Source organism: Psychrosphaera algicola (assembly GCF_028401425.1).
GTDB classification, from domain to species: Bacteria; Pseudomonadota; Gammaproteobacteria; order Enterobacterales; family Alteromonadaceae; genus Psychrosphaera; species Psychrosphaera algicola.
On record NZ_JAQOMS010000002.1, the window covers coordinates 3705837 to 3722527 of the forward strand.

The 16691-nt window shown below is 42.1% G+C and carries 12 protein-coding genes and 4 pseudogenes; all 16 read left to right on the plus strand.

What is annotated here, in order from left to right; translation table 11 throughout:
* Positions 1-24 precede the first annotated feature (24 nt).
* The 16 genes and pseudogenes from PN838_RS26640 to hppD all read left to right on the plus strand — a co-directional run bounded on the left by PN838_RS26640 (position 25) and on the right by hppD (position 16683).
* On the plus strand, positions 25-963 hold the full coding sequence (locus PN838_RS26640; protein ID WP_334313412.1) for a peptidoglycan D,D-transpeptidase FtsI family protein: 939 nt from the start codon (positions 25-27) through the stop codon (positions 961-963).
* A complete protein-coding gene (locus PN838_RS20375; RefSeq protein WP_272181789.1) occupies positions 953-2041 on the plus strand; it encodes a Mur ligase family protein in 1089 nt (362 codons plus the stop codon). Before PN838_RS26640 ends, PN838_RS20375 begins: the two co-directional genes overlap by 11 nt.
* Complete coding sequence (locus tag PN838_RS20380) at positions 2011-2502, plus strand: glutamate ligase domain-containing protein (protein WP_272181790.1); 492 nt, start codon at positions 2011-2013, stop codon at positions 2500-2502. The genes PN838_RS20375 and PN838_RS20380 overlap by 31 nt, the downstream gene beginning before the upstream one ends.
* Positions 2499-3999 (plus strand): annotated as a pseudogene (locus PN838_RS20385) (UDP-N-acetylmuramoyl-tripeptide--D-alanyl-D-alanine ligase). The gene PN838_RS20380 and the pseudogene PN838_RS20385 overlap by 4 nt, the downstream one beginning before the upstream one ends.
* Positions 3993-5075, plus strand: coding sequence for a phospho-N-acetylmuramoyl-pentapeptide-transferase (mraY, locus tag PN838_RS20395; protein WP_272181793.1), 1083 nt, complete (start codon positions 3993-3995; stop codon positions 5073-5075). Before PN838_RS20385 ends, mraY begins: the two are co-directional and overlap by 7 nt.
* Before the next feature lie 9 nt (positions 5076-5084).
* Positions 5085-6446, plus strand: a complete 1362-nt coding sequence (gene murD / locus PN838_RS20400) for a UDP-N-acetylmuramoyl-L-alanine--D-glutamate ligase (protein ID WP_272181794.1) — start codon at positions 5085-5087, stop codon at positions 6444-6446.
* Between the two features lie 61 nt (positions 6447-6507).
* A pseudogene (gene ftsW, locus PN838_RS20405) lies at positions 6508-7652 on the plus strand (cell division protein FtsW).
* A pseudogene (gene murG / locus PN838_RS20410) lies at positions 7642-8738 on the plus strand (undecaprenyldiphospho-muramoylpentapeptide beta-N-acetylglucosaminyltransferase). The pseudogenes ftsW and murG overlap by 11 nt, the downstream one beginning before the upstream one ends.
* Positions 8739-8767: 29 nt before the next feature.
* Positions 8768-10176 (plus strand): annotated as a pseudogene (murC, locus tag PN838_RS20415) (UDP-N-acetylmuramate--L-alanine ligase).
* Position 10177: 1 nt separating this feature from the next.
* Positions 10178-11107: a D-alanine--D-alanine ligase gene (locus PN838_RS20420; protein WP_272181795.1), complete on the plus strand. Its 930-nt coding sequence runs from the start codon at positions 10178-10180 to the stop codon at positions 11105-11107.
* The gene (locus tag PN838_RS20425; protein ID WP_272181796.1) at positions 11104-11439 is read left to right on the plus strand and encodes an FtsQ-type POTRA domain-containing protein; all 336 of its coding nucleotides are present in this window, start codon (positions 11104-11106) and stop codon (positions 11437-11439) included. The genes PN838_RS20420 and PN838_RS20425 overlap by 4 nt, the downstream gene beginning before the upstream one ends.
* A complete protein-coding gene (locus PN838_RS20430) occupies positions 11409-11849 on the plus strand; it encodes a cell division protein FtsQ/DivIB (protein WP_272181797.1) in 441 nt (146 codons plus the stop codon). Before PN838_RS20425 ends, PN838_RS20430 begins: the two co-directional genes overlap by 31 nt.
* Before the next feature lie 9 nt (positions 11850-11858).
* Positions 11859-13097, plus strand: coding sequence for a cell division protein FtsA (gene ftsA, locus PN838_RS20435; RefSeq protein WP_272182664.1), 1239 nt, complete (start codon positions 11859-11861; stop codon positions 13095-13097).
* Positions 13098-13123: 26 nt separating this feature from the next.
* A complete protein-coding gene (ftsZ, locus tag PN838_RS20440) occupies positions 13124-14287 on the plus strand; it encodes a cell division protein FtsZ (protein ID WP_215965386.1) in 1164 nt (387 codons plus the stop codon).
* A gap of 89 nt (positions 14288-14376) precedes the next feature.
* Positions 14377-15288 (plus strand): UDP-3-O-acyl-N-acetylglucosamine deacetylase, encoded by a 912-nt coding sequence (gene lpxC, locus PN838_RS20445; protein WP_215965387.1) that lies wholly within the window; start codon positions 14377-14379, stop codon positions 15286-15288.
* Positions 15289-15603: 315 nt separating this feature from the next.
* Complete coding sequence (hppD, locus tag PN838_RS20450) at positions 15604-16683, plus strand: 4-hydroxyphenylpyruvate dioxygenase (RefSeq protein ID WP_272181798.1); 1080 nt, start codon at positions 15604-15606, stop codon at positions 16681-16683.
* The last annotated feature ends 8 nt before the right edge of the window (positions 16684-16691 follow it).

A 16691-nucleotide genomic window follows, 5' to 3' on the forward strand; every position in this document is an offset into this window, starting at 1 on the left:
ATCGAAACAGCGGAAGTTCTTGCTATGGTGAACAGCCCATCGTTCAATCCTAATAATCGCGTTAATGTGCCCATTCATCGATACCGAAATCGAGCCATTACCGATACGTTTGAACCGGGGTCGACAATGAAACCTTTGGCGGTAATGAACGCCTTGGATTACGGCTCATACGGGACGTTAGATTTAGTCGATACTTCACCTGGTTTTGTGCGTATTGGTGGCCGTCGGATCCCTGATCCTAAAAACCGTGGCATGTTAAGTTTGGCCGATGTTTTGAAATATTCATCAAATGTGGGTTCAACCAAACTTGCGTTGTCGACGCCAAAAGATTCATTTTTAAGTTTGTTTTACAGAATGGGATTAGTGGACTCAAGCGGAGTTGATTTAGTAGGTGAAAGCGCTGGTTTGTTTAATGAACAACGACGTTGGTCTGATTCAGAAATCGCAAGTTTGTCGTTTGGCTACGGAATATCGGTAACTGCGGCGCAACTCGCTAGGATGTATACCACGATTGGCGCTGGTGGTATAAGTAGACCATTGTCGATTGTTAAAACTGACTTTGCAAAACCAACAGATAAAGTCGTGTCAGAAGACGTTGCCCGTGACGTACTGAGTATGATGGAAAGCGTGATAAGCACAGAAGGTTCGGGTAAAAATGCGATTGTTAAAGGTTATCGACTAGCCGGTAAAACTGGCACAAGTCAAAAGGCGACCGCGGGTGGTTATGGCCACGATTATGTCAATACATTTGCCGGAATTGGACCTGTTTCAAATCCTCGTATTGTCACAGTTGTCGTTATTAATGATCCAAAAGGGGATTATTATTACGGTGGCGAAACCGCAGCACCAACGTTTGGTAAAATCATGCAGCAAACCCTCAGGTTACTTAATGTGCCACCGGATGCTGCCGACCAACAAATCCAGTTAGCCGAAATAAAACGAGGCTCGAGCAATGTTAACTAATTGGGCACAGATTAAAGAACAGTTGCTCAGAAGCAACTTCAAATTACCGGCAACAGCACAAATGGTGCAAGATAGCCGGAAGTTAAAGCCGGGTGACGTATTTGTTGCCTTAGTTGGCTATTTAACAGACGGCTCTCGGTTCGTTGATAAAGCCATTCACAGTGGTGCGAGCTTGATTTTGGTATCGTCCAATTGTGACGAAGTTCATTATCAAAACAGAGGTGCTCAAGGGGCACCTTTGTTGGTTATTGAAGATTTGGAAACTAATCTGCCATCAATCGCCAGAGAGTTTTATGAGTTTGAACAAAACAGAATGCCGATCGTTGGCATTACCGGCACAAACGGCAAAACGTCAATTAGTCATTTCCTCGCGCAATTAAGTGAACTGGCCAACTCCCAGCACCTAGCGGTAATAGGGACAATGGGCACAGGCCGTATTGATCAATTGGTTCCAGCAGAAAATACCACACCGGGTGTGACGGAAGTTTATCAACTTATTCAACAGTTTAGTCGAGACTCTAAGACAAATTATAGTGGCGTCGCGATGGAAGTTTCTTCTCACGCGCTACACCAAAGTCGCGTAAAAGGCATTTCCTTTGATGTCGGGATCTTTACCAATCTAACATTAGATCATTTGGACTATCACGGTTCAATGGAACAATACTTTGCTGCTAAAGCTAAGTTATTCACTGAATATGCCACTAAACGTGCCGTGATTAATATTGATGATGAGTTTGGTCAGCGATTGTTGGATATGTTACCTGAGTATGCGTTAGCAGTGGCTGTAGGTCGCTCAAAACAAGTTAAAGCATATTCAGATTATGTTCATATTGTTGATTCTGAATGTCATGCTCAGGGCATCATTTTGTCGCTCGATTGGCAGATTGGTGGGCATAGAGATTTTATCGAACTGCAATTACCAATCTTTGGTGAATTTAATGGTTTTAATATCGCAGCAGTATTTGCCACTTCGATTTTATTGGGTTGGTCAGTTCAAGCGACCCATTTTAGTTTTCTCAAGTCGGTTCGGGGCGATTGGAAATGTATGTGCAACCAAAGCTTCCTATTGCGGTCGTAGATTACGCCCATACACCAGACGCTTTAGAGCAGTCGATTCAGTCGTTAAGGCAACATTGTTCTGGCGAAATATACACGATATTTGGTTGTGGTGGAGACAGAGATCGAAGCAAACGACGGGTCATGGCCGAAATTGCGGAACGTTTATCTGATCATGTCATAGTTACCAATGACAATCCAAGAACTGAATCGCAGGAACGTATTGTCGCTGACATACTTACCGGTTTAACCGGCCAACATAAAGTGATCTACGATCGAAAAGAGGCCATCGTCGATACGTTATTGCGGGCCAAAGCAGAAGACACAATTTTAATCGCAGGCAAAGGCCACGAGACTTATCAAATCATTGGACCTGTGTCCCATGAATACGATGAAAGAGCATTTACCAATCAAATATTGCAAGCACTTGCGGATGGTAAAGATATTCGTTTGGAATTAGAAAAAATAAAGGCGGGTTTATGATAGCCGCAACGTTGAAATGGGTTTCTGACGTATTAAATCGCCCATTTGAGAACCACGGATCAGCAGGACGAACTGTTGATATGGAACAACAGGTGGTTGGTATCACCACGGATAGCCGCAACATTGTAAGTGGCGAAGTATTTTTGGCGCTGAATGGCCCTAATTTTGATGCCCATAAGTTTATTGCTGAAGTCAAAGCTAAAGGGGCGATTGCAGCGGTTGTTGAACAATCAGATACTACAGTGGATTTACCTCAAATTGTGGTCCCAAATACGCTACGTGCATTAGGTCTTTTGGGGGCCGCTGTCGCCAAAACCGTTAACGCAAAAACTATTGCGATTACAGGTAGTGTGGGTAAAACCTCTGTGAAGGAAATGTGCGCAGAGATTCTAAAGCAAAAAGGTGAAGTACTCGCGACCGCCGGTAATTTTAACAATGAAATTGGTGTGCCATTGACTTTGCTTAGACTTGAGCCAAAGCACCAATTTGCAGTTGTGGAATTAGGCGCGAATCATTTAGGTGAAATCGCATATACCACAAGATTGGCCTCGCCAGATGTCGCAATACTCAATAATGTTGCTGAAGCTCACCTAGAAGGCTTTGGAGATTTGAACGGGGTTGCAACCGCTAAAAGTGAAATATTTGAGGGGCTTAAATCAGGCGGAACTGCTGTTTTTGATCGTCATTCAGATTATCGTTCACAATGGTTAAGCAAGTTAGAACAGCAGTTTGCTCAAACTCCAGGGCAAGTGGTTGAATTTAATGCGAATGACGAAACGGCCGAGGAAAATCAATTTTCTGCGTCGGATATTACATTAGATGAACGTGGCTGTGCCAAATTTGTCATGCATTTCGAACAACACAAGTTAGCGATAACCCTCAATGTACCGGGTAAACATAATGTGGCGAATGCACTAGCCGCTGCCGCCGCTTGTTATCAAATTGGGGCGACATTGCAGCAAATCGCCGCTGGATTAAATGCAGCACAGTCGGTTAAGGGGCGCGTCAATTTACACCCGGTAAATGATCAGGTTTTGATCATAGACGATACGTATAATGCCAATGTGCAATCGGTTAAAGCAGCAATAGATCTGTTGCAAAGTTATCAAGGTTTACGAATTTTAGTCCTCGGTGATATGGCAGAACTTGGTGCAGATGCAAGGCGACTGCATCAAGAAGTTGGGGTTTATGGCGTTCAACAAGGCATAGATAAACTGTTTAGTTTTGGTGTGTTAAGCCAAAACACATCGACTGAGTTTGAACGTAATGGAGCACATTATTCTTCCCAAGGCACAGTTGATTAAAGATATTCACTTGGTTATAGCCAGCGCGGGTAACGAAGTCAATAAACAGCCAGTAGTCGTATTAGTTAAAGGCTCACGCAGTGCCAAAATGGAATTGGTGGTTGAGGAGTTAATCAAGCAAATCGAATTCAGCGTTAATGATGACAACGATAAAAATAATAACAAAAACAGTAAAGGTACAGCATCATGTTAGTTTGGCTGGCAGAGTATTTAACTCAATTTCATAGTGGCTTTAATGTCTTTTCGTATCTTACGTTACGGGCAATTCTTAGTGTTTTGACAGCAATGTGTTTGTCACTTTATTTTGGTCCTAAATTGATCAGAAAATTACAACAAATGCAGATTGGTCAAACCGTTCGCAATGATGGCCCTGAGAGCCATTTTTCCAAAGCCGGAACACCGACTATGGGCGGGATTCTAATTCTGGCGTCCATTATTGTCTCTACTTTATTGTGGGCAGATCTCACCAACAAATACGTGTGGGTTGTTATGGCAGTCGTTGCAGGTTACGGCACCATAGGCTTTATAGACGATTACCGAAAAGTGATCCGCAAAGACAGTGCTGGCCTTATCGCCAAATGGAAATATTTTTGGCAGTCGGTGATTGCGATTGGAGTTGCAGTTTATCTCTATAGTACAGCGCAACAACCTGAAGAAACTCAATTGTTAGTGCCATTTTTCAAAGACGTTATGCCGCAATTAGGTTTGATGTATTTAGCCGTTGTTTACTTTACGGTTGTTGGTACAAGTAATGCGGTTAACCTCACTGACGGTTTAGATGGGTTGGCAATTGTGCCTACTATTATGGTTGCGGGGGCATTAGCCTTGTTTGCGTATGTAACGAGTAATGTGAACTTTTCAGCCTATTTACATATTCCATACCTGCCATTAGCTGACGAATTAACTGTGGTATGTACCGCTATCGTCGGCGCAGGACTAGGCTTTCTTTGGTTTAATACGTATCCAGCTCAAGTCTTTATGGGCGATGTTGGGTCGTTGGCATTGGGTGGCGCGCTGGGGATTATTGCTATTTTGGTTCGACAAGAACTTGTTCTAATCATTATGGGTGGTGTCTTTGTAGTTGAAACGTTGTCGGTGATTTTACAAGTGGGTTCTTACAAATTACGTGGTGAACGGGTGTTTAAAATGGCTCCTATTCATCATCATTACGAACTAAGTGGTTGGCCTGAACCTAGGGTTATTGTTCGTTTTTGGATCATTTCTCTCGTGTTAGTTTTGGTCGGTATTGCGACCTTAAAGATCCGTTAAGGCCAAACCATGAATTCAATGTTCGATACGCTTAAAGATATGAAAAACGGTAAAGTTGCCGTTGTTGGACTTGGTTTGTCTGGCATTTCTACAGTGGACTACTTGCTTCGTAATGGGATCTCACCAGACCTATTCGATTCGCGAATTACACCACCAAATAAAGATGCAATTGAAGAAAAGTACAAATCATTAAAACAGTCTTTTGGCGTATTCAGTGACAACGAATTTTTAGATTACACTTATGTCATTGTTAGCTCAGGGATCACGCTAAAAACACCAGCATTAGCTAATGCTTTAAGACACAACGAGAACGTATTTTGTGATGTTGAGTTGTTTGCGCGAATTAATACTAAACCTGTTTTAGCGATTACTGGTTCTAACGGTAAATCCACTGCGGTTGGTTGGTTGGAACATGCGTTAAACGGGTTGGGAATTAAAGCCGCTGCCTGCGGAAATTATGGCGTTCCGGTACTCGATGTCATTGATAAAGACGTCGATGTTTTTGTTATAGAACTGTCAAGTTTTCAGTTAGAGTCGGTGCAAAGCTTAGAATGCGCGGCAGCCGTTGTGCTTAATGTGTCAGAGGATCATATGGACAGATATGATTCCTTTGAAGACTACAGTAAAGCCAAAAACAAGATCTATCGACATGCCGATCTTTGTATTTACAATCAAGATGACTTTCAAACAAAACCCCTTATCAGCCATGATAATGTCGTTTCATTTGGTTCTCTTGATGAATGCTGTGAACAAACTTGTTGGCAGTATGATGTTACAAATAAATTGTTACTTAAAAATGGTCGCCAGATCGCATGTTTAGACGATTTTAATATTAGTGGGAATCACAATGGCCTGAATGGTTTAGTGGTACTGGCGATGGCACAGGCAATTGGGGTCGATGTTGAACTAGATTCTACATTAGCGGTATTTAAATCTTTTGCAGGATTACCTCATAGATGCCAGTTGACCCTAGACGCTAATGGTGTTCGTTATATTGATGATTCCAAAGCGACAAATGTAGCGTCGACCTTAGCTGCATTAAATGGTTTAGCGAATGACAAAAATATTATCTTAATCGCAGGCGGCGATGCGAAAGGTGCAGACTTAGCTGAACTTGCTGATGCAATAGACCGTGATGTGAAATTTGTGGTGGCGTTAGGCAAGGACAAACAGCAATTTGAATCATTTGTACCAGCCGAAAAATTGAGTATTGTAGATGATCTTAAACAGGCGGTGGAACAAGCAGGTAAAGTCTCTGTTAGTGGTGATTGCGTTTTATTGTCACCCGCGTGTGCCAGTATTGATATGTTTAAAAATTATCAGCAACGCGGTTTGATGTTTCAATCTCTAGTAAAGGAATTGAGACAGTAAAATGAGTCGTATCGGATTTGGCTTAGTTAGCTTAACTGCACGAAATAAAGAACCTGAAGCAATGGTTGAACCTATGTACGACCGCCATTTGCTATTTTTGGTTTTGAGTTTGATGTGTTTTGGTTGGGTAATGGTGACCTCAGCGTCAATGCCTGTTTCGGAAAAGCTTTATGTAAACGAATTTTATATTTCCATTAAACATGCAGTATTTATTGTTATCGCGTCTGTTGCGATGTTGGCCGTGATGTTTTTCCCAATGAGTTGGTGGAAAAAATACAATATGGCATTGCTGTTTGTTGCTCTAGTGTTGTTGATAGCCGTATTAGCTGTAGGTTCAACCGTTAATGGTAGTCGGCGTTGGTTGCCATTGGGCATATTTAACCTACAAGCCGCGGAAGTCGCGAAGTTGTTTTTCTTTAGTTTTTAGCGGGTTATTTGGTAAGACAACATGAACAACTTAGAGAAAATGTATTTGGTTTTGCTAAACCCTTAGTCATCTTTTTTGTTCTCGCAGTATTGTTATTAATGCAGCCTGATTTAGGCACAGTAATCGTGATGTTTGTCACGACAGTTGCTTTATTATTTTTAGCAGGCGCAAAACTTTGGCAATTTTTTGCTTTGATAGGTGTCGGCGCATTTGCCGTTATAAGCTTAATTATTCTAGAGCCCTATCGGATGCGCAGGGTCACGTCGTTTCTCGCACCTTGGGACGACCCATTCGGTAGCGGCTATCAGCTAACACAGTCTTTGATGGCATATGGTCGAGGCAATTGGTTTGGTTTGGGCTTAGGTAACAGTATTCAAAAATTAGATTACCTACCAGAGGCACATACAGACTTTATTGCGGCCGTTATCGCTGAAGAACTTGGTTTTATTGGTCTGAGCATTGTCGTCTTAGTTATGGGCTTATTGGTTTTAAGAATTCTAAAAATTGGTCAAATCGCGATGGAAAAAGAACATCACTTTGAAGGATTTTTTGCCTATGCAATAGGTATTTGGATTGCGTTTCAAGTGTTTGTAAATATCGGCGCAAGCGCGGGTATGTTGCCTACTAAGGGACTGACTTTACCATTTATTTCCTACGGTGGTAGTAGCCTTATTGTGTTTGCCGTCGCCACGGCAGTTGTCGTGCGAATTGATTACGAATTACGCATACACGAACGGAACTCCAGTTCGACAGAAAAAGGTGCGGCTAATGAAGTCTAAAACCGCTTTGATAATGGCTGGTGGTACCGGTGGCCATATTTTCCTGGGCTGGCGTTAGCTGAAAAGTTAATTCAACATGGTTGGAATGTGGAATGGATGGGAACGGCAGACAGACTGGAAGCCGACCTAGTTCCAAAACATAATATTCCTATCCATTTTATCGAAATTAAGGGCCTGCGTGGCAATGGTTTGCTGCGAAAATTAGGTTTTCCTTTTTCGATTTTAAAAGCGTTTTTACAAGCTAAAAAGATCATTAGTAACATGAAGCCAGATGTTGTAATTGGTTTTGGGGGTTATGCTTCAGGCCCCGGTGGATTGGCGGTGAAAGCCTTAAATATTCCGCTAATTGTGCATGAACAAAATGCAGTTTTGGGCATGACCAATAAATGGCTAAGTAAATTTTCAGCCCATACCTGTCTGGCGTTTGAACTTTCAGGCGGGACTAAATTACCTAATGCAGAAGTGATTGGTAATCCTGTTCGACACGAAATCGTTGAGTTAGGTAAATTACCAAAGCGGACCCTAACGCCGGAAAGTCATTTTCGGATCTTAGTGATAGGCGGTAGCTTAGGCGCAAAAGTATTTAACGAGGAATTGCCCGCACTATTTGGCAAATTTGCGCAAGCACATAGTGTCGAAATTCGACATCAGTGCGGTAAAGACAACAAAACTACAGTGCTAGCAGGCTATACGCAGTTGGCAATGGATGATGGTCAATTACATGTCGAGGTAGATGAATTTATTCACGATATGACTAGTGCACTTAGTTGGTGTGATTTGGTAGTATGCAGAGCAGGCGCATTGACTGTGTCGGAACTCGCGGCGTCGGGAAATGCCGGAATTTTTGTGCCATTGCCACATGCGGTAGACGATCATCAGACCGCTAATGCAATGTGGTTAGTAGAGCAGAGCGCAGGGTTACTAGTGCCTCAGGCAAATTTAGGCAAGTTAACTTCTGTGTTGACTGAACTTGCCCTTAACCCAAATAAAATTAATGAAATGCAAAGTCGTGCAAACAAGGTTGCACGTAATGACGCAACGCAAGAGTTGTATTCTTTGTGTCAAAAATTGGAAATAAGCAATTGAGTATTCAAGATAATATCGTAAATCCAGCGATGAGAAAGTTACAGGCAATTCATTTTATCGGCATCGGTGGTGCGGGTATGGGTGGCATTGCGGAAGTATTATTAAATGATGGTTACCAAGTCACTGGTTCAGATATAAATCAAAATGTCGTATGCGAGCGATTGACTCGATTAGGTGCAAAAATTTACATCGGGCACCGTGCTGAAAATGTGTTAGACGCTAGTGTTGTCGTTGTTTCTAGTGCGATAGATGAAAACAATGTCGAAATCATGTCTGCACGAGAGCACCGTATTCCTATTGTTCGCCGAGCAGAAATGTTAGCTGAACTTATGCGATTTCGCTTTGGTATCGCAGTCGCGGGCACACATGGTAAAACGACCACAACAAGTTTAGTTGCCAGTATTTTTGCCGAAGCGGAATTAGATCCAACGTTTATCATCGGTGGTTTGTTAAATAGTGCAGGGACCAATGCACGACTAGGAAAAAGTCGTTATTTAATTGCGGAAGCGGACGAGAGTGACGCGTCATTTTTGCATTTACAGCCAATGATATCGGTTGTAACTAACATCGAAGCCGATCATATGGAAACCTATGACGGTGACTTTGAGGTAATGAAAAAAACCTACGTTGAATTTTTACATAATTTACCGTTTTATGGTTTAGCGACAATGTGTGGTGATGACCCTGTTATTCGTGAGCTTATTCCGACCTTAGGTCGCCGAGTTGTGACCTATGGTTTTGAAGATTCGAATGATTATGTGATCACTAACTTTGTTCAAAAGGGCACGCAGAGCCATTTTACTGTAAGCCACAATCAAACATCGTTTGAGTTAACCCTGAACTTACCTGTAGGGTTCATAACGCGTTAAATGCGACAGCAGCGATTGCAGTTGCACATGAAGAAGGCATAGATAATCAACATATTATTCAAGCCTTGGAAAAATTTGAAGGCATTGGCCGTCGTTTTCAACAATATGGTGAATTTGAAACCGGTAATGGCAAAGTGAGATTGATGGATGACTATGGCCATCATCCAACTGAAGTTTTGGCGACCATTAAAGCGGTTCGTGCCGCATGGCCTGAACAGCGGATCGTAATGTGTTATCAACCACATAGATACAGTCGTACGCGTGATTTATATGACGATTTTACAAGAGTATTGTCGCAGGTAGACTGTTTATTATTGTTAGAAGTTTACCCGGCGGGTGAAAAGCCGATTAACGGTGCCGACGGACGCAGTTTGGCGCATTCAATTCGCCAACGAAACCTAGTCGATCCGATTTATGTGGCGCTGCCTGAAGATATTCCAGCTGAATTGGCAAACATTATCCAAGACGGTGATATTGTTATTACACAAGGTGCTGGCAACATTAACTCGATTATTAAAACGTTGACCGATTATAAGATGGATATCTCCTTAATGGCGGAGGCAAATTAAGATGAGCAGTACGTTATCTCAACAATTTGGTAAAGTCGCCGTGATGTTTGGCGGCAAATCAGCAGAGCGTGAAGTGTCGTTGAACTCTGGTCAAGCGGTACTAAATGCGTTGGTTTCTCAAGGGATAGATGCCCATAAGTTTGATCCAAAAGATCAGCCTATAACCGATTTAATTGCCGGTGAATTCGACCGAGTATTTATCGTTTTACATGGTCGCGGAGGCGAAGACGGCAGTTTGCAAGGCGCACTCGATTTGTTTGGCATACCGTATACCGGTAGTGGCCAGCAAGGCTCCGCATTGGCGATGGATAAAGTTAGAAGTAAATATTTATTTGTAGGTGCCAATTTATCTACGGCCCCGTTTGCTGTTGCCACTGAAGGCAAACCTTTTGATGCTGAGGCCATTATGAAGTCACTCGGTGATAAAGTAATGGTAAAACCTGCTAATGAGGGGTCGAGTATCGGCATGTCTCAGGCTAATTCGGCGGAAGAATTAGAAAAAGCTTTGGAAAATGCGTACCAATACGATCATGAAGTGCTCATAGAACAATGGATCACGGGCCAAGAAGTCACTGTTTCGATATTAAATGGCGAGGCCTTACCCATTATTGAAATGAGAACTCCACACCAGTTTTATGATTACGACGCTAAATATAAAAGTGATTCAACGGTATACTTATGTCCAGCACCACTAGCTCAAGAATTAACCGATAAAATAAAGCATCTTGCCGTTGAAGCATTTGCGTTACTTGGCTGTAAGGGGTGGGGGCGAGTTGATTTGTTAATTGACGCTAATGAACAGCCTAAATTGTTAGAGGTAAATACCGTCCTAGGGATGACAACTACGTCTCTAGTGCCAAAAGCGGCAAAAGCCGAAGGCATTAGTTTTGAACAATTAGTAGTCAATATTTTGCGCGGAACACTTGCATGAGTAGTGAAGCCGTACAAAAGATCAAACAATCCAGTTTTATAGTTGGAATTGTTTTCTTTTTAACGGTTATTTTATTACTGATATGGGGGTATAATGGACTGCTGAATTGGGCTCAGGATAAAAACGATGCGCCGATTAATGAAGTCGTTATTCACGGCGACTTTATTTATATTGATAGAGACGAGTTAACGTCTGGAATTCAGCAAAAATTAGATGGTAGCTTTTTCACGCTTGATGTTGATTGGTTACGTGGCCAAATAGAAGAAAACCCTTGGGTTTATGCCGCATCAATTCGTAAAGAATGGCCGCAAAAATACATGTCTTTGTTGTAGAACAAGATGTATTTGGTGTTTGGAATAACGACTTATTACTCAATAAGTTTGGCGATGTGTTTTATGCCGACGGAGTTGCAGTGGATGAGTCTCTACCGCGCCTATTTGGACCGGAAGGAAATGAAAAGGACGTACTTAAAGGGTACGTTAAAATGCAGCATTTACTTGACCTGCATAAGTTTAAAATTAAAGAAGCGGTGTTGTCGGAGCGATATGCTTGGCAACTCTGGCTAGAAGTCGGCATACATTTAAATTTAGGCCGCTCAGATAAGATGAAAAGAGTACAACGATTTGTTGATTTGTACCCTATTTTATCTGAGTATGGCGACAAGGACATCGCGCGCGTTGATTTACGTTACGACATAGGTCTAGCGGTAGCGTGGCGAGATAAACATAATAATGAAAGTTAAGTGCGTAATATAAAATATGAACCTATAGGTGCAAAAGCCGTTGAAAGAAATCTAATCGTTGGACTTGATGTTGGCACATCTAAAGTGGTGGCGGTCGTCGGCGAAATTACACCAGACCAACAAATTAGTATTGTTGGTGTTGGTCACCATACCAGTCATGGAATGGATAAAGGCGGCGTAAACGATTTAAATCTAGTCATTGGTTCGGTACAAAGCGCGATTAACGAAGCAGAATTAATGGCGGATTGCCGTATTTCTTCGGTTTACTTAGCGATAAGCGGTAAACATATTTCATGTCAGAATGAGAGTGGCATGGTGCCAATTCACGACGCTGAAGTGACAAACGAAGATGTAGAAAATGTTATTCATGCAGCCAAAGCAGTACCAATGGCCGCAGAGCGTAAAATGTTACATGTTTTACCTCAAGAGTTTTCGGTTGATATGCAAGAGGGAATTAAAAGCCCAGTGGGTATGTCAGGCGTTCGAATGGAAGCAAAAGTTCACATAGTGACGTGTGCCAATGACATGGCAAAAAACATCGTTAAATGTGTAGAACGTTGCGAACTTAAAGAAGACCAATTGATTTTTAGTGCACTGGCCTCCAGTTATTCTGTTTTAACAGAAGACGAAAAGGAGCTTGGTGTATGTGTTGTTGATATGGGCGGCGGTACGCTGGACATTGCTATTTATGCAAATGGGGCCATCCGTCACTCAGCTGTATTACCTATTGCAGGTAATCAGGTAACCAACGACATAGCTAAAATTTTCCGTACGCCTATAAGTCATGCGGAAGATATAAAAGTTAAATATGGTGCGGCTTACAGTAATTTAGCCAGTGCCGAAGACAATATAGAAGTACCGAGTGTCGGAGGCCGCCCTGCGCGAATTATGTCACGACACACGTTAGCTGAGGTAATTGAGCCTCGCTATCAAGAGATATATGAATTGATTTTAGATGAAATTCGAAAATCAGGTTTGGAAGATCAAATTGCAGCTGGCATAGTACTAACAGGTGGCACCGCAAAAATGACGGGCGCCGTAGAATATGCAGAGCTGGTATTTCAAATGCCTGTTCGAGTTGGCACCCCAGTCGGTGTAAAAGGACTAACAGAATACGTGCAAGACCCCAGTTACGCCACAGCAGTTGGTTTGTTGTTATACGGTATGGAAAAACAGCAAGGCAATGATGAAGAAAAACAACAGAATTGGTGGCAGAGAATTGCAAGTTGGTTCAAAGGTGAATTTTAAAAGGTTTTTAGACGGAGAGTATGACAATGTTTGAGTTGATGGACGATCATAACGAAGAAGCTGTCATCAAGGTATTTGGTGTAGGTGGTGGTGGCGGTAACGCTGTTGATCACATGGTGAGCGCTTCGATTGAAGGTGTAGAGTTTATTGCTGCGAATACGGATGCTCAAGCATTACGTAAATCAGAAGCGGGTACGACTTTACAATTAGGTTCAGAAGTAACTAAAGGGTTAGGTGCTGGGGCGAATCCAGAAATTGGACGTCAGGCAGCTATCGAAGACAGAGAAACAATTTCTGCCGCAATGCAAGGTGCAGACATGATCTTTATCGCAGCCGGAATGGGCGGCGGTACAGGTACAGGTGCAGCTCCAGTTGTTGCTGAAATTGCAAAAGAGCTAGGCATTTTAACGGTTGCTGTTGTAACTAAACCGTTTAACTTTGAAGGCAAAAAGCGTTTGAGCTATGCCGAACAAGGTATTGCACAATTAGCGAATTCTGTTGATTCTTTGATTACAGTTCCAAACGATAAATTATTAAAAGTACTTGGTCCTAAAACCAGCTTACTTGACGCTTTTAAAGAAGCAAATAATGTATTACTTGGTGCGGTTCAAGGTATTGCTGAGTTAATCACCCGTTCTGGTTTGATTAACGTTGACTTCGCCGACGTAAAAACGGTGATGTCTGAAATGGGCAATGCAATGATGGGAACTGGCGCATCGTCTGGTTCTGACCGTGCACAAGAAGCGGCGGAAGCTGCGATTTCTTCTCCACTATTAGAAGACATCGACTTGGCAGGCGCTAAAGGTATTTTGGTTAATGTTACTGCAGGTATGGACTTAACAATTGAAGAGTTCGATACCATCGGTAATACAGTTAAAGCATTTGCCTCTGAAAATGCGACGGTAGTAATTGGTACTGTTATTGATATGGATATGCAGGACGAATTGCGAGTTACTGTAGTTGCTACAGGCATCGGCGGTGACAAACGTGCGGATATTTCTCTTGTTCCAGCAACGCCATCAGCAGCGACTGCGACGGGGACTATGGGTTCAATGGGCGGTTCTTCTGCGGCAAGACAACCACGTTCTCATGTTCAGCCAGAACAACAACCGTTGATTGAAGCTGAAGAGAAAAAGGAAGAAGAAAACTACTTCGATATTCCTGCATTTTTGAGAAAACAGGCTGACTAAAAAATAATCACTTGTTAGCTGGTCTGATATGTAGTAAAATGTCTGCCGCTTTTTATGATTGATATACAAATAGAGAGAAAACAGCTTAAATGATTAAACAACGCACTATCAAATCACAGATTACAACTACTGGGATTGGATTGCACAAAGGCGAGAAGGTCACCCTTACTCTTCGTCCAGCAGCCGAAAATACAGGTATTGTATTTCGACGTGTGGACTTGTCGCCTATTGCTGAATTTCCGTCAAGCCCAGAGCTTGTTGGCGATACACAGATGTGTACGTGTTTGATTAATGCCGACGGTCAACGTTTGTCTACGACAGAACATTTGATGGCGGCGCTTGCTAGCTTAGCAATCGATAACTTGATTGTAGAGGTGGATGCAGCTGAGATCCCAATTATGGATGGCAGCTCGCTACCATTTATCTATTTGTTACAGCAAGCTGAAATAATCGAGCAAGACGCATTACGTCGCTATATAAAGATCACGAAACCGGTTCGCGTAGAGATTGACGACAAATGGGCTGAATTACGTCCATATGACGGGTTTAAAATTGATTTTGAAATTGAGTTTAACCACCCAATTATTTCTCAGTCTAAACAACGTGTCTCTTTAGATATCACTGCTGAATCGTTTTTAAAACAAATAAGTCGTGCACGTACATTTGGTTTTATGCGTGACATCGAATATTTACGTAACAATAATTTAGCCCTTGGCGGCAACATGGACAATGCAATTGTATTGGACGAGTTTAGGGTATTAAACCCAGATGGATTACGTTACGAAGATGAATTTGTTAAGCACAAAATTCTAGACGCTGTTGGCGACCTATATATGGGAAGCAAACCATTGTTGGCAGAATTTGTGGCATTTAAGTCAGGACATGACTTGAACAACAAGGTCTTAGTAGAATTGATGAAAAATCAAGATTGTTGGGAATACGTAACCTTTGGTGACAAAAAGCCAGAAGCAATTGGCGACATTGTACCGCAATTTGCCTAAGTTATTCTCATATTAAAATTGAGCCAGCGTAAGCTGGCTTTTTGTATTTGCACTTTAGGTTCTGCTCACTTCGCGATAAAAACACAAGCTCTTGTTTTATTGCTGTATCTAATTCTATACACCCCGTAAAACATCCCCTGTAAGCCAATCAAACCGCCACTTCATTGATGTAAACAATACTTTCCCAATTCGCTGTAGCCCTTATTTTTAAAGGCTTTGGAAAGAAGTGTTAGCTGGGTATGATGGCGCAAAATAAAGTAGTAATTCTTACTATAGTTAATAATCAATAGCGTAAGCTGAAATGAGGAAAATGCGGTGGCAGATTTATTTGAAAATCCAATTGGGTTAGATGGCTTTGAATATGTAGAATTCTGTGCCCCTGAAAAAGGTATATTAGAAGCTGCTTTTGAAGTGATGGGCTTTACCTTAGTTGCGCGACATAAATCAAAAGACGTTGAACTGTGGCGTCAAGGTGATATTAATTTTATTACTAACTACGAAAAAAACAGCCACGCCTTTTATTATGCTGAAGAACATGGTCCATCTGCTTGTGGCCTAGCGTTTCGAGTTAAAGATGCACAGCTAGCTTATGCTGAAGTTCAAAAACGTGGTGCCCAACCCGTTAAAGTTGAAACGGGTCCTATGGAATTGCGTTTACCAGCGATTAAAGGCATCGGTGGTGCGAACTTATATCTAATAGACCGTTATCAAGGCAGTAATACAATTTATGACATCGACTTCAATTGGATTGAAGGCGTTGACCGTCATCCTGAAGGATGCGGCTTCCACACGTTGGACCATTTAACCCATAATGTTTACCGTGGCCGTATGGATTATTGGGCTAAATATTATGAAAGCCTATTTAACTTTCGTGAAATTCGTTATTTTGACATTAAAGGCGAATATACCGGATTGTTGTCAAAAGCAATGACAGCACCAGACGGCAAAATTCGTATTCCGTTAAATGAGGAAGCGGCTGGTGGCGGCGGTCAAATCGAAGAGTTTTTGATGCAATATAATGGTGAAGGTATTCAGCATATTGCCTTCTCCTGCGATGATTTATTGGCATGTTGGGATCGCTTAAAAGCTAACGGTGTTAAGTTTATGACCGCACCACCAAGCACCTATTACGACATGTTGGAAGAGCGTTTAACCGGACACGGCGAACCTGTAGATGAATTACAAGCTCGTGGTATTTTGTTAGACGGAACAACCGAAGGTGAAACACCTCGTTTATTGTTACAAATATTCTCTGAAGCAACGCTTGGTCCGGTATTTTTTGAGTTTATACAGCGTAAAGAAGATGATGGATTTGGTGAAGGAAACTTCAAAGCATTGTTTGAATCAATCGAACGTGATCAAATGGCCCGTGGCATTATAGGCGACGACAAATAGTCGTCGTT